The sequence below is a fragment of the Sporosarcina gallistercoris genome, assembly GCF_014836415.1.
In the GTDB taxonomy this organism is placed as follows: domain Bacteria; phylum Bacillota; class Bacilli; order Bacillales_A; family Planococcaceae; genus Sporosarcina; species Sporosarcina gallistercoris.
On sequence record NZ_JACSQY010000012.1, the window covers coordinates 60,826 to 75,612 of the forward strand.

General features: G+C 44.8%; 12 protein-coding genes. 6 read left to right on the forward strand and 6 right to left on the reverse strand.

What is annotated here, in order from left to right:
* Positions 1 to 382: 382 nt before the first annotated feature.
* Both glpK and H9659_RS13645 read right to left on the reverse strand, forming a co-directional pair.
* Entirely contained in the window at positions 383 to 1,876 is a 1,494-nt protein-coding gene (glpK, locus tag H9659_RS13640; protein ID WP_191691522.1) for a glycerol kinase GlpK, read from the reverse strand.
* A gap of 140 nt (positions 1,877 to 2,016) precedes the next feature.
* A complete protein-coding gene (locus tag H9659_RS13645) occupies positions 2,017 to 3,030 on the reverse strand; it encodes a YsnF/AvaK domain-containing protein (protein WP_191691524.1) in 1,014 nt (337 codons plus the stop codon).
* A 308-nt stretch (positions 3,031 to 3,338) separates the two neighbouring features.
* Between H9659_RS13645 and H9659_RS13650 the strand changes: the two genes are divergently transcribed.
* The gene (locus H9659_RS13650) at positions 3,339 to 5,159 is read left to right on the forward strand and encodes a cation:proton antiporter (RefSeq protein ID WP_191691526.1); all 1,821 of its coding nucleotides are present in this window, start codon (positions 3,339 to 3,341) and stop codon (positions 5,157 to 5,159) included.
* Between the two features lie 17 nt (positions 5,160 to 5,176).
* Here the strand turns inward: H9659_RS13650 and H9659_RS15700 are convergent, their stop codons facing one another.
* The 3 genes from H9659_RS15700 to H9659_RS15620 all read right to left on the reverse strand — a co-directional run bounded on the left by H9659_RS15700 (position 5,177) and on the right by H9659_RS15620 (position 7,777).
* A complete protein-coding gene (locus H9659_RS15700) occupies positions 5,177 to 6,088 on the reverse strand; it encodes a methyl-accepting chemotaxis protein (protein WP_191691528.1) in 912 nt (303 codons plus the stop codon).
* Positions 6,089 to 6,639: 551 nt separating this feature from the next.
* Complete coding sequence (locus tag H9659_RS13660) at positions 6,640 to 7,425, reverse strand: general stress protein (protein ID WP_191691531.1); 786 nt, start codon at positions 7,423 to 7,425, stop codon at positions 6,640 to 6,642.
* A 226-nt stretch (positions 7,426 to 7,651) separates the two neighbouring features.
* Positions 7,652 to 7,777, reverse strand: a complete 126-nt coding sequence (locus H9659_RS15620) for a polysaccharide deacetylase family protein (protein WP_263618299.1) — start codon at positions 7,775 to 7,777, stop codon at positions 7,652 to 7,654.
* A gap of 782 nt (positions 7,778 to 8,559) precedes the next feature.
* Between H9659_RS15620 and H9659_RS13665 the strand changes: the two genes are divergently transcribed.
* The 3 genes from H9659_RS13665 to H9659_RS13675 all read left to right on the forward strand — a co-directional run bounded on the left by H9659_RS13665 (position 8,560) and on the right by H9659_RS13675 (position 11,826).
* Positions 8,560 to 9,963: a diguanylate cyclase gene (locus H9659_RS13665; RefSeq protein WP_191691532.1), complete on the forward strand. Its 1,404-nt coding sequence runs from the start codon at positions 8,560 to 8,562 to the stop codon at positions 9,961 to 9,963.
* 250 nt (positions 9,964 to 10,213) lie between these two features.
* Entirely contained in the window at positions 10,214 to 11,020 is an 807-nt protein-coding gene (locus H9659_RS13670) for an SDR family NAD(P)-dependent oxidoreductase (RefSeq protein ID WP_191691534.1), read from the forward strand.
* Positions 11,021 to 11,190: 170 nt separating this feature from the next.
* On the forward strand, positions 11,191 to 11,826 hold the full coding sequence (locus H9659_RS13675; protein WP_191691537.1) for a class D sortase: 636 nt from the start codon (positions 11,191 to 11,193) through the stop codon (positions 11,824 to 11,826).
* Between the two features lie 52 nt (positions 11,827 to 11,878).
* Here H9659_RS13675 and H9659_RS13680 read toward each other — a convergent pair whose 3' ends face one another.
* Complete coding sequence (locus H9659_RS13680; RefSeq protein ID WP_191691539.1) at positions 11,879 to 12,019, reverse strand: hypothetical protein; 141 nt, start codon at positions 12,017 to 12,019, stop codon at positions 11,879 to 11,881.
* 359 nt (positions 12,020 to 12,378) lie between these two features.
* Here H9659_RS13680 and H9659_RS13685 point away from each other — a divergent pair, with 359 nt between their 5' ends.
* On the forward strand, positions 12,379 to 13,614 hold the full coding sequence (locus tag H9659_RS13685; RefSeq protein ID WP_191691541.1) for a hypothetical protein: 1,236 nt from the start codon (positions 12,379 to 12,381) through the stop codon (positions 13,612 to 13,614).
* A 28-nt stretch (positions 13,615 to 13,642) separates the two neighbouring features.
* Positions 13,643 to 14,787 (forward strand): hypothetical protein (locus tag H9659_RS13690; RefSeq protein WP_191691542.1); only part of this gene is annotated, 1,145 nt, incomplete at its 3' end.

Here is a 14,787-nt window from a genome sequence, read left to right on the forward strand (position 1 = left end):
AGTTCTCAATCACCGAGTGCCGTTTAGCAATCAGTTCTCCTCATTTCTCCGACACCTAGCAGAATTTCTCGATAACGGGGCACAATTCAACAGCTTTAAGGAATTAATTGGTAGCGCTCCGCTTGTTGAAAGACGGCAAGTCACTCAGCTCCAGCGGTTTCTGCGTTCCCCGACACATCCCACCATTTGCACATCACCTGATGAAAGTTCTCAATCACCGAGTGCCGTTTAGCAATCAGTTCTCCTCATTTCTCCGACACCTAGCAGAATTTCTCGATAACGACACACAATTCCCCCCATCAAAGCATTAATTGGTAGCACATCGCTTGTCAAACAATACAAAAAAGCACACCTACATTACCGGGTGCGCCTCCTTGAAACATCACTTAAACATTTGTGCAGCCTTCACCGCTTTTTGCCAACCGCCATACAACGAATCGCGTTCTGCATCGTCCATCTTCGGCTCAAACTCGCGGTCCAGCTGCCATCGACCGGCAATTTGCGAGCAATCTTTCCAGAATCCGACGGCCAGGCCTGCTAGGTAAGCGGCCCCTAGCGCTGTTGTTTCATTGATAGAAGGACGTTCGACGGGGACGCTTAATAAGTCCGCTTGAAATTGCATCAAGAAGTTGTTCGCGACGGCCCCGCCGTCCACTCTCAATGATTTCAACGAAATGCCGGAATCGGCTTCCATTGCGTCCAATACGTCTTTCGTCTGATAAGCAAGGGACTCAAGCGTTGCGCGGATGAAATGCTCTTTCGATGTACCTCGTGTCAGTCCGAACACAGCACCCCGGACGTCACTATCCCAATGGGGTGTGCCGAGTCCGACAAATGCGGGGACTACGTACACACCGTCGGAAGAAGTGACTCGTTCTGCATAGGCTTCGCTTTGGTCAGAGCTGCGCAACATCCGCAATCCGTCGCGCAGCCATTGAATTGCCGAGCCTGCCACGAAAATACTGCCTTCCAGCGCATACTCGACTTTGCCGTCAAGTCCCCAAGCAATCGTTGTCAATAACCCATTATCGGATTGGACGGCTTCATCCCCAGTATTCATCAGCATGAAACAACCGGTGCCATACGTACTCTTCACCATGCCTTTTTCAAAACACGCTTGCCCGAAGAGTGCAGCCTGCTGATCTCCAGCAATACCTGCAATTGGTACCGCGCGCCCGAAGAATTTGCTTGGTTCCGTATGCGCATACACTTCCGATGAGGGACGGACTTCTGGAAGCATCGCAGCAGGAACGCCCAAAATGTCGAGCAGCTCTTCATCCCACTGCAAATCGTGAATGTTGTACATCAGCGTACGGGACGCGTTTGAGTAATCGGTAATATGCGCTTTGCCGCCAGATAATTTCCATACGAGCCACGTGTCGATTGTGCCGAATAACAGATCCCCACGTTCTGCTTTCTCTCGTGCACCCTCTACATGATCGAGGATCCATTTCACTTTCGTACCGGAGAAATAAGGGTCGATCAGGAGTCCCGTCTTATTGCGGATCAAATCTGCATGACCGGCTTTTTTCAGCTCTTCGCAAATGCTGGACGTTTGGCGGGACTGCCAGACAATCGCATGGTAAATCGGATTTCCCGTCTCTTTGTCCCAAACGACCGTTGTTTCGCGTTGGTTCGTAATGCCGATACCCGCAATTTGATCAGGGGACAGATTTTTCTCTGATAACACGCCAGCGATTACAGATAGAATCGAACTCCAAATTTCAGTGGCATTATGCTCAACCCAGCCAGTTTGCGGAAAATACTGTTTGAATTCTTGTTGAGCGGTGAACACGGATTCCCCTTGTTCGTTGAATAAGATAGCACGTGAACTGGTCGTTCCTTGGTCGAGTGCAAGCATGTACGTCTCTTTCATACAACTACCTCCCAGCGTAGATGGCCTCCATTAAGAAAGCGTTTTCTTCAGTTTATCATAGTAAAGGTAGAACCTGGTTATCAAAGGAAACGAAATAAACCCCTTGCCTGGTATTCAAGCAAGGGGGAAAGGGGGGGGCATTAGAATTTGCCAGTACGGAGGTTTCGGTCCGTATCAGTAAGGTCGCCTTTGAACGTTACGTCGTTCGTTTCGCCTTCGCGATTCACTTCAACTTCTTCACGTTTCACTGTTTCATCAACATGCTCGGTACCTGTCACTCTCTTTTTGTTAATGACGATTTCTTCGGTAACAACCGGTTTTTTCGTCACTTCCACTTTTTCTTCAGTGACAGGGACGCGGATTGTCTCTTCGTCGAACGCATTCGTTGTACGGAAGTCCTCTTCGACAGGCTGATGGAACTCCCCGTTTACAGGGCGGCGTTCGATTGTGATTTCTTCATGTTCAACAGGGATATCCACTGTTTTACGATCTTCCACTACATTTTTATCGACAGTGACTTCACCTTTTTGGACTTGCTGTTTGTCGACACTGAGACGTTCTTCGTGAACTTTCATCGTTTCCGGTACTTCCTCGATGCTGCGGTTAAACTTACCTTCACTTCGAACGCTGTCAGTATTCACCGTCTTTTGTTGTGCGTCTGCGGTATGGTCGAAGTTACCATGAAGCGAACCAGAGGTACGGTCGGATTCTAAGCCGCCAGTCGTCCCAAGAGGTTCTGTATAGTGATCTTTCTGAAGATTTGCAGCGTTTGCTGTATCGACTGAAGAATATCCTGCGCTATTATCGCGTCGATAAGAATCCACCTCACCTTCATCCACGTAAAGCAAAATGGCACCATCATTAATTTCTCGTGTGTACCGTTCCTTTTCAGCTTCACTCAATCCTGTATCGCTCAATAGATTATGAATATGGTCTTCTCCTGATAGGAAGTTCATGAATTTATCCATCCAAGAACCTTCTGTTGTTTTCACTTCAGCATCTGTGCGGCTGCGAAGCATGTGAAGGTCTGTGTCATCTTTAGTGATTACATAAATATTATCATCTGAAATTCCAGTTGCTTTTAACTCTTGTACCTTTGCAATTACTTCTGTTTCTGTCTGGAATGTCCCTACAAATCTTTTATCATTATTCATAACTAATTTCCTCCTCGTATTTTAAGTGCAAAATTGGATATGTTATTTGCGGTGTTAGAGATTAATTACCCGAGCATCCATTGCCAGAAACCTATTTAGACGCTAAAACAACAAATGTCATTACCTTGTAATCTCGCTGTCACACTAAGTAGTGAATGTTACATAGTCAAGAGCTTAATGGATTACATGTCATATAACGGAGGAACTTTACAAAATAACAGGATTCAAAGTAGATGGGTGACATCAGGTTTGGTACACTGTTCTCTAATATCATTCGTGATTCTCGTATCTAGTTAGGAAGTGGGAGATTGGAAAACTTAGCATTAATCAGCGTAGTCGCAGTACTCGCGCTCGGAATCTTTTCTCAGTGGCTAGCCTGGCGGATCCAGTGGCCGTCAATTGTCATCATGTCGATTGCAGGATTGCTCATTGGTCCTGTTTTAGGTTTGATCAACCCCGAAGCTGCACTCGGTGATCTGTATGGCCCCCTTATTTCACTTGCGGTAGCCGTTATTCTCTTTGAAGGCAGTTCGAATCTCGATATCCGTGAAATTAAAGGGATTTCCAAATCGGTGACGCGTATTGTTACCTTCGGTGCATTTCTCGCTTGGATTCTAGGGTCACTTGCGGCACATTTCTTTGCAGGTTTGCAGTGGGAGATTGCTTTCATCATAGGAGGACTCTTCGTAGTTACTGGACCAACCGTGATTATACCGTTACTGAGGAATGCGAAATTGAAATCCCGGACAGCCGCTGTACTGAAATGGGAAGGGATTATCGTCGATCCCGCTGGCCCGCTTTTAGCGCTATTTGCGTATGAAGTGATTAAAGTGTTAAGCAACGACCAATTGACAATGAGTAATTTGCTCAGTTTCTTCGGAGGCGCAGGCCTTGCGATTCTCCTCGGACTTGCCATTGGATTACTCATTACAGTCATGGCGACAAAAGGTCAGTTTCCGGAATACTTGAAATCGCCGATTGTACTCGCTCTTGTATTGATCTGCTTCATGCTTGCAGAAGTGATCATGCACGAAACCGGTATGCTTGCAGTGACTGTGATGGGTCTAACCATTGGACGTTCGAAGCAGTATGTTTCATCTATCGGAAATCTAGGGCACTTTGTTGAAAATGTTTCCGTCATGTTAACGTCGACAGTATTCATCCTATTGACGGCATCATTGCCAAGAGAGACGATTGCTCAAATGTTTTCGTTACCAATTCTTGCATTTGTGTTAGTGACCTTGTTCGTAGTGCGTCCGTTATCGATCTGGATTTCAACTATAGGTACGGAGCTTGAGCGGAATGAAAAGATATTGATCGGTTGGATTGCGCCGCGCGGAATCGTGGCACTTACCGTTGCCGGATACTTTTCGAGCATTCTTGTCAATGATGGATACGAAGAAGCGAGTCTTCTGACGGCCTTGACATTTGCGCTCGTCATTATCACTGTATGTGCGCATGGCTTCACAATCGGTCCGCTTGCGAAGAAGCTTCATTTAGCGAGCAACGAACCACCCGGAATCCTGATTATCGGAGCAAGTAACTTTTCTGCATCACTCGGTGAGGAACTGAAGAAGTTGGGGATCCCCACGCTGATCATGGATCCTTCTAGAGGGCGCTTGAACTTAGCCGCTGCGAAAGGCGTACAGACATTCGAAGGACAGATACTATCGGAACAAGCGAGGTTTTCAGTCGACCTGACGCCTTATAGTACGATTTTGGCGATGACAGGTGACGCATCGTATAACGCGCTCATCTCCCAGTCGTTCGCACCTGAATTCGGCTATAACAACACCTTTTCACTGCCTGTAGCTGTGAACCATCAAATGAATGAATCCGAACTGCCCATTTCATTGAAAGCTCATTTACTCTTTAGGGAAGATGCGACATTTGCGGAGCTGAACCGAAAGATTAACACCGTGTATGAAATCGGCGAAATCACGATTGATGAAATTGAAAATGTCGAAAACTGGTTGGATGAATTGCCTGAGAAAATCACACCGCTTTTCATAAAGAAAGTGAATGATACAATTGTCTTCGTCACATTACGCAAAAAAATCAACCTGGAAAAGGGCGATATACTTGTTGTCATGCGCCCTGGAAATGAGAAAAAGGAGCCTTCCGCTTAAGCGGCAGCTCCTTTTTTTTATACAATGTCGGCAACATCTTGTGACTGACTTTCCAGCTCAGCAGCAGATGAAGCAAGGTGGAAAAACGCATCCATGGCAACTTCCACTTCTTTTTTACACTCCACGATGTTGGCTTGTGCGCGCTCGGTACCTGAAGCGATGAGGGCAACTTCTTTCGTGATCGCTTCGATGCCGTCACGCACTTCTACTATAGAAGCTTCCACGTTGGAAGAGAGTTTCCGAACCTCTTTAGCAACTACGTCGAATCCCCGCCCATGCTCACCAGCACGGGCTGCTTCAATGGCAGCGTTCAATGCGAGTAAATTCGTTTGTGAAGCAATCGCGCGGATTGTTTTGACGATGCCTTGAATATTTTCAGAATGCTTTTGAAGGATTTCCAAGTTATTCGTATTATCATTGGAGACTTCAGCTAATTCGCCAATCCGTTTCAGCAGCTCTTCGTTTCGATTTCTTCCTTCGTCTGCCTGCTCAGTAAGCGACTGTGCCATCTGATTGAGTTCGGCCACGACCCCTAAGGCGGTATTTTGACGCTTCGTTACATCTGTCGCGACTTTCGTTACACCGAGTACTGTGCGCTTATCTTCACTGAAGACGGGCATATAAGTCGCTTCAAGCCAAACTGTGGATCCGTCTTTAGCTTTCCTCTGGATCTTTCCGGAAGAAGCGAGTCCTTTTTGCAAGTCTCTCCACATGTCTCTGTAAGCAGGGCTGCTGACGAATTCGGGGAAGCATAGTCTTTCGTGAGGCATCCCAATCATTTCTTCAGGACGGTACCCGACAGCGGCTGCAAAGTTTTTGTTCACATAGGCAATGCGTTTATCGATACCGAAACGAATAATCGCGAGGTTCTCTTCTAAAGCGCTTACAACGAGCTGGTCAGACACAGATTCGGATGTCGATACATTCAATTAGTTTCCTCCTAGGACTTCTGTAGTTAATTAGGTTCTATTATACACATTCTGAATCATATGTACTAGCTGAATGGATTATTCAACCAATAAAATACAATATTTCAGATTGAGATGAATGGTTTTGACTAGTGATGAAGGTCTTACGTATGAATGATATAAAGCTGATTATTAATAAAGATAAAGGGAAATCATTCGGAAGTTGCTTTGCGTTGCAGTCTCCTCGCTCGCTCGGGAGTCGCCGGCTTCCACTCCAAGCAACGGATACTTCTTTGTACAAATCATGTAAGTATTAAAAGAGTCCATATCGAAATATACGAATGATTTTTGACTGCTCGCCAGTTACGCATAAGAATTAGTAACGAAACGAAAAAACTGTATGTAGATGTGTAATGAAGGATATTATGTACGTGAGAGAAATATATGGAAGGTGATGGGAGATGATGTTAGCTGTCCTTATACACTTCAAATCGATCGGTTGAAAGATTTTGCAGGAATCAGAAAAACAGAGGCCAATTGTTCGCCTCTGTTTTAGCTGGACCTATAAGGGGTTAAAAGTCTCTTTTATTCAGCGGATCATCGTAGAAAACGTCGTGTACCGGCTTGTTCTTTCTGCGTTCATTGCGAGTGGTAAGTGACTCTTTTTCAAGTTGTTCGCCTTTTCTAGCGGAACCTTCATTTACCTCGTCTTGAAATTGTTGTCGGCGCTGTTCTAGTTCAGGATCCATTCCAAGCTCACCGGCAAAATCAGTCGTTTCCAATCCGTTTGTAATGGAATCGTCCGCTGCTACACTGAATTCAGAACGCTCAACTGGCCGCTCGTGTGCCGGTGTTACCTTGTCTTCTGTATGAAGAAGTGCCGTATCGCCGAACGCTGGCTGTTCAGGAGTTCGCGTCACTCCGCCGCCAGGAGGTTCCACCCATGTATTGGCTCCAAGGTTCGGATCAGCTGCATTCCCTCCGATTCCGAAATGAGTCCCGACTCCTTGAGGCTGTCCGTGAATGTCGCTCGATTCATCCACGTACAGCAACATGCTGCCATTGTTGACGTCTTGATAAAACCCGGCTTTCTCATTTTCACTGAAACCGAGACTATCCATCATACTGCGGACGCGATCTTCACCCGCCATGAAATCCATGAATTTATCCAGCCAGGATTCGTGTGTCGTCTGAATTTCTGCATCGGTACGGCTTTGAAGCATCTTTACATCATTTTCACTTTTAGCGATCACGAAGATCTGATGCTCCATATATCCTTCTGCTTTCAACTCTTCAACTTTAGCCAGTAGTTCCGGCTCTGTATGAAACATCCCGATGAATCGTTTGCCTTCTTCCATTTGGTAACGCCTCCTAATGAGTGTATATGCTACTCTTCGAATGATTCGTTGTTAGTGTTTGAATACCCAGGCAGCCCCCGTCGAAAACCTATTGACCTTCCGAATGAGCAAACACCATCCATTTGTCACTCACTTGTCATGTGTGTGTCATTGACTAAGCGTGGGGTATTAAATGAAGAAAAACAGATGCCAGAGGTTGGAAGTCCTCTGGCATCTGTTTAGAAATTCAGTATGCACCGAATAATTTATTCTCAAAGTCTTTCAACGAATGATTCGGTGAAATTCCTTGACGTGTTAGTTCATACCGATTGTCACCAAGCTTCACGTTGCCTGGGTTCGTTGTGAAGGCCATCCGAATTCCTGCAGAAGAAATAGCTTGTTTACCCGTGTCATTGAATTGTCCGAAAGGATACGCCAAATATTGGATGTTCGGATCTTGGCACTGCCCATTTGTTGGACCTGAATGTCGTATAATTGTTTTTAAAATTCTGCGGAACCAGTCAGCTCATTACCTACAACTGCATAACCACCTGTAGCTTTTAATAATATGACAGTATAGTTGTGAGCAGCTGTTTAAATGCTCGATTGCGACGCGATGAGTAAGAAACTCACTATTAGACAAGACCTTCATTCTTTAAAAAATCAAATATAAGACGGAGGATGATGTATGATACATCTATTTATACTAAATTATTAGCCGCGTTAGATGAATATGGCCGATTATACGATTGAATAAGCGTACTGGATTCGGGATTTTGTGAAAGGGGATGTTGGCGGTTGTAATTTCACATATCCGATCTGGTTATGAAAAACATCAAAGATAATATTGAGGGAAACCATTCGTGTCTTGAGATTGGAACTCTGATTGCCAATAGTGTAAATGAAATTGATAGGACATAAGTACCGCGTGGACCTCCTGAATGTCGGATAGCTGAAATAATAGAAATTCATCTCAAAGAAGTAATGAAATTAGTGAAAAATGCGTGCCTTTACATTCGAAATGAGGAAATTCATGGTATTGTGAAAGTTTTCAATTGGAATTTTATAAGTCTATAGTTGTCCATCTGCGTTTGATAAACTAGTTCCTTGGGTATAGATAGAGGGGTAAATAGAACAGTATAGGAGAACATGACGATGAGCGAGCATATCCAAAATTTACAAGAGTCTATAAAGTCACTACGGAATCATGGTAGATATGACGAAATGATAGAAGCGTGTTACCAACTATTGCAAGTTGCTACAGATTTAGAAGACCGGCAATTGCAGATGGACGCTTATGCGAATTTCGCACTCGGTTTCTATAAAATCGGTGATATCAAAGACGCGTTCTCTTATATCGAAAAGCATTCCATGCTGTGTGAAATCTATGGCGATCAAGAGGATGAAATGGATTCCAATCACATTTTTTTCTTGTTGTATGAGTATACAGGGAACTTTAAGAAAGCGAAGCAAGTGCTTGAGAATAGTATCGCCCTAGCTACCGAACTTGAAAATTATGCGATTGTCAGCGAAAACTGCAGTGAACTCAGTGCTGTGTTAAGTCGAATGGGCAACTATGAGGAAGCTTTGGCGATAGGGAGGCAAGGGGCAAACATTGCTGCACAGCATGAGCCGTATTGTCCGTTTCTACTCGTAAAAGCGATTCTGGCTGTTGCACAAGCCCTTCTAGGAAAGTCCGATTTGGAAGCAGTCGACTCACTTCTTCAAACGATCGTCCGGGATCAGGTTTTGAAGGATTACGCGAAAGAAAAAACGAAGTGCTATTGGTTGCTTGCCCATCTGCAAAGGTTGCAGGAGAAACCGAAAGAAGCGTTAGTGAGTTTGGCAATAGCACAAGAGAGCGCCAAAGAAGCGAATAGTTTCAAGCAGCAGAAAGAGATCCAAGAAGTTCAGATCGAATTGTACCGCGAGTTGAAGGACTTTGAAAAAGGCTTTGAAGTTCAAGAACAGCATATTCAGCTTCTGAAAGAAATCCATCGGCATGACAGTGAAAATACAGCCATGAAGCTAGAAATGAAAGTGAAATTACAGGAGCTCGAAAGGCAAGCCAACACCGACTTTCTAACGGAAGTCCTGAGCAGAAGAGCCTTGGAAGAAACAGCGAATGACTGGTTGGTTCACGCTGCGTCATCTGAAGAGAATATAGTTTGCATTGCTTTTGATATCGACAATTTAAAGAATTTGAATGACACGTACGGACATACTTTTGGTGATCAAATTATTCGTCGCATCGCACAGGAATGTAACGATCTGCTGCGTCGTAGTGACATTACGGGAAGAGTCGGCGGAGATGAGTTCGTTTCGATATTGCGAGGGATCACGATTGAAGATGGCCGCAAAAAGGCACAGCAAATGCTGGATGCGATTACACAGCTATCAATTGAACATAATGGAGAGAAGATACCCCTTACATTAAGTATTGGAGTATCTGAAAATGATTACGGCAGCATCAAAGAATATACGACACTTTATCATGAAGCGGATATCGCCTTATACCGTGCAAAAAACAATGGTAAAAATCGAGTATGCACTTTCTGATATGCGGAGCCTTAAATGGACCTGACCTAAATCGAAGCGGCAATTAATAGGATCTGGAGAAAACTTAACCTTCAATTGTGAACAAAATAGCTCATAAAAACTTCTTCTTTTAGATGGGAAACCGACACAGAAATAGAGGGCGAAACGGTAACGTAAGAACTATTTTTATGTTAAAATATTCATCGTTGAATATTTATGACGGGGTTACAGTCATCCATGATTGCATACCACATAAAAGGAGATTTTATAAATGGGTAGAGTTGAACAGAAAGTTGCATTGGTAACAGGGGGAGCTTCCGGAATCGGGCTTGCATCTGCACAGTTACTTGCTAAAGAAGGCGCTAAAGTTGTAATCGGTGATTTCAACATTGAAGGTGCAAAAGCGGCAGCTGAGGAAATCAAGGCGAACGGTGGCGAGGCTTCCGCAATCTTCTTGGATGCTACAAAAGAAGACTCCATCCAGGAAGCTGTTGAATTCACAGTGAACACGTATGGTTCAATTAATATATTGTTCAACAATGTTGGCGGAACCAACCTTAAAAAGGACTTGGATGTTGTCAACCTTGACTTGGACGAATGGGATCGTCTGATGAACATGAACTTGAAGAGTGTATTGATCGGTTCACGTTTTGCTATCCCATACATGCAGAAAGCTGGTGGCGGTTCAATCATCAACACAGCTTCAACTGCCGCTGTAGCAGGAGACGCAATCCGTTCGGCATATGGTGCATCCAAAACGGCTGTAACCGGTTTGACTCGCTACATTGCCACTCAATACGGAAAAGATAACATTCGCTGTAATGCAATCGCACCTGGCCTGATTTTAACTCCTGCTGCGAAAGCTAACTTACCTGAAGAAGTACGCGAAATCTTCATGAAATATAATGCACTTCCTTACCACGGAGAGCCTGAGGATATCGGTAACACGGTCGTATTCTTAGCGTCCGATGACTCGAAATTCATGACAGGCCAATTGCTTGTTGTTGACGGTGGTCACTACATGACGAGCCCGACGATTTCTGACGTCGATAATTATGTAGCTAGCTTGCAGAAATAAGTTGAACGACATGAACTCCCGCTTTGCCGAATCAGTTTGGCGAAGCGGGATTTTTTTGCGCTTCATGTTGAAGTTCTCAGCGGACGTTGCAGATACGATAGTCAGGTTAAGAAAGACGGATTAAGGGAATGTCTCTGTATTGACATCGTTACGTAAAGGGAGGGAGGAAGATGAAAAAGGCAGGACGCTGGATTGGGAATTTCCTTCTCCTGGCAGGGGTCTGTCTGCTCGTCTGGCAATTTACAGGAACGAAACGCACGGAAAATGTCCGTGAACAGCAGCTGGACGCCTTTGCTAACTTGAAAGCGGAAGCGGAAGTGCAGACAAAGAAAACGGAAGCTGACGGGATTCCGAAGCAAACTCAAGAAACGGCCCTAGGAAAAGAAGTTCAAGAGAAGGAACTGGGTGACCTCATCGGCGTACTATCCATACCTCAAATAGATATCCAAGCACCTGTTTCGTATGGAGCCACACCGGAAATTCTGGACAGTGGGTTCGGAGCAATTCCAAGTGAGTACGAACCTGGAGTCCAAGACGGAAGTTATGCAATTGCGGGCCATCAATCCCACGTGTTCGGGCAATTTTTCAACCGATTGGACGAACTCAAGGAAGGCAGCCGATTCAACTTCGAAACGGTAGCTGAAACGCAGACGTATGAAGTGTACGAAACGAAGATCGTATTTCCTGAAGAAGTGGAGGCGATCGCGGAAGAGCCAGGAATCGCAAAACTGTCTCTCGTCACATGTTATCCCCATAACAGCAATAAGCATCGCCTAATCGTCATGGCGAAACGTGTGGATAAATGAATGAATGAAGCCCGAAAAAGCAGATGGCTCGTCCATCTGCTTTTTGCGTCTATCAATTATCGACTACATTGCTGATTTGGTAGGAGCCTTCCCTCTCATCAGTTGCGACTTCTTGGTTGAATTTCTGAAACTCTGCAGAACCCGGAGCTCCTGGCGGCAAGTATCCTAAAAGAACCGCACCATCCCCATCCAATATGGACCTCTAATATTCTTGCAGGAAAGACACCATGAAAACACGCAGACTTTCTACATAAAATTATTCCTGAATGAAAATATTGTAAAATAAATAGTATTATAGTTTTAGTATGTGTGAACTGTTAAATTTGATTTGATACGGTTATAAATAATAGTTAGATGGAATGTGAAAAACTGAATTACGGATATTACAGTATAGTCAAAAATTCTTTTTTTCTATTAAACTGCATGATGTCACATTTTTAACGAAATGTAATGGAATTGAAAGGTTTAATAGATATCACTATGGGTAAGAGCGGTAATACAGGATTCTTACTATTGAAAATCCTTTACAGTGAAGAAGAAGGAGGTGAATACGTGCGCAACTTCATAGCAGTCTTATGTACTAGTGTTTTTCTGATTGTATTGCCAACTGCAGTTCATGCAAACGAAAACCCTGAGATTCAGAAAGAGGAGAAAGCGAAAAAAGGACTTGTTGGAGGGTTGCTTCAGCAAGTGAAAGGCACTGTGGACAAAACGGTGAAATCTACAGGAGAACTTGTAGAAGAAACGGTTAAATTCACCGGTGATACCGTGGACCGGACAGTGAACTTCACGACAGAAACCGTCAACACAGTTGCCGATCCCAAACAGAAAAAGCCAGTGAAAACAGTTGTTGAAAACACGACGAATTTTGTCGGAGAAACTGTAGAGAAAACGGTTCCCGTTGTCGAGCAAACGACCAAAACAGTGCAAACCGTTACAAACGAAACGGTGAAAGTGACGAAACCGCTTCCTAAAGTACCTGTCGTGACACCAGTTGTCGAACAAACAACACAAACTGTTGAAAAGGTAACGGAGCAAGTGAAGAAAACAGTAGATGATACTGTAGGAACTGTTACGGAAACCGTTTCGAAACCACTTATGAAGAAACCGGTGGAAGGCACACCTCCAGTAGCAGAAGAGAAACCGAATCAGGGTTCATCCCAGACATCTCCAACAGAAAAACCGGATCAGCCGAATGTGACTGAACAGCCAAGTGAAGACCGATACCCGACAGCAGGTGAGAACCACGCTGGCACACCTGAGGCAACTGTCCCTTCAGAAGGGGAGCGTCCAGAGGCTAAACCGGAAGTGGATATCCAGGGGGAATCTCCTGTAAAAGAAAGTGTGAAAGAGGATACAACCGTTTCCAAGGGACACGCAGTAAACAAGGAAAGTGAAGAAATCAATTCCGCATCGGCGCAAGGTGCAAAACCGATTGAAGACCAGTTCACAATGGAGCGTAAGGGGAAGCGGACTAAAACACCTTCAACTGACAGCAAATCGTTGGAGACCATGTCAAGCCAAGCATTTCCTTTGAAGCCTTCCACAAGAAGTTCTTGGATGTCTGATGTCCAACTCGTTACAGGAACATCTTCGATTCATCTGTCGACCTCGTCGACTTCTACTGGAACAAGTGGATTTGGTGCAATACTCGCAGATGATTGGCTGATGAACGCAGAAATCGTCAGTCAGAAATGGTATTTGGAGGATATTTTAGGAATACTTCAATGCAGTCACGCACCGCCAGGACAACCACCCCAATCCACTCCTTTTTTATACGTGATTTAAAAAACGATAAAAAAGGAGAGAGATGAATATGAAAACGAATTGGATGAAATACGTTGGGATGACGGCTTTTGCTGGTGCAGTATTTGTAACTATGCCTGCTGCTGGTTTTGCAAACGAGGGTGAACAACAAGAGGGGCAGCAAGGAGAGAAAACATCGGTACTTGATATTCAACTGGACGATCTTCCGATTGTAGGAGATGTTTCTGTCCAGTTGCCGAAGCAATCCGAGTCAGAGGATAAAGGACTTGCGAATGTCCAAGTGAAGGATGGGATTGTGGAAGATCTGCAAGCCGATGTTGCTCCTGTCACCAAATCGCAAAATGAGCAATCAGATTCTGAAAAGCGTGCAGTGGCTACTGTGAAAGTGGACACAGCATTGACGGAATCGGTTCAAGCAGACGTAGCAACGAAGAAGAACAGTAAGGATGACACAAGCAGTGAGTCAAGCAGTGCACTCGTAACTGTTGAAGCGGAAGAGTTACCTGTTGCAGGCGAGACTACTGCAAATGTTGTCTCAAAAAAAGTCAGTCAAAAAGACAACGTCACTTCAGTTGACAAAGGAGTGGTCCAAGCAGATCTGAAAGAATCTGAATTACTTGGAAATACTCATGCAGGGGTTATAGAGAGCCAAGTGAAATCAGATGATAAGGGATCTAAGCAGGTGGACCAGTCGTTAGTCGAAGTAACTGTTGACGACGCTCCAATTCTAGAGGACACGCATGTGGGTGTTGTAGATAACCATGTGAACAAGAATGAAGATGGTTCAATCACAAAAGACGGTGGTGTAGTCGACGCAACCATCGGCGAAGCCCTTGGTGGAGCGTTGGAAGAGACACACGTCGGAGTATTGGATAACCATGTAGCAGTCGAAGAAGATGGTTCATTCACGAAAGACGGTGGTGTAGTCGACGCAACCATCGGCGAAGCTCTTGGTGGAGCGTTGGAAGAGACACACGTCGGAGTATTGGATAACCATGTAGCAGTCGAAGAAGATGGTTCAATCACGAAAGACGGTGGTGTAGTCGACGCAACAATCGGCAATGCACTCGGTGGAGCGTTGGAAGACACGCACGTCGGAGTATTGGATAACCATGTGGCAGTCGAAGAAGATGGTTCAATCACGAAAGACGGTGGTGTAGTCGACGCAACAATCGGCAATGCACTCGGTGGCGT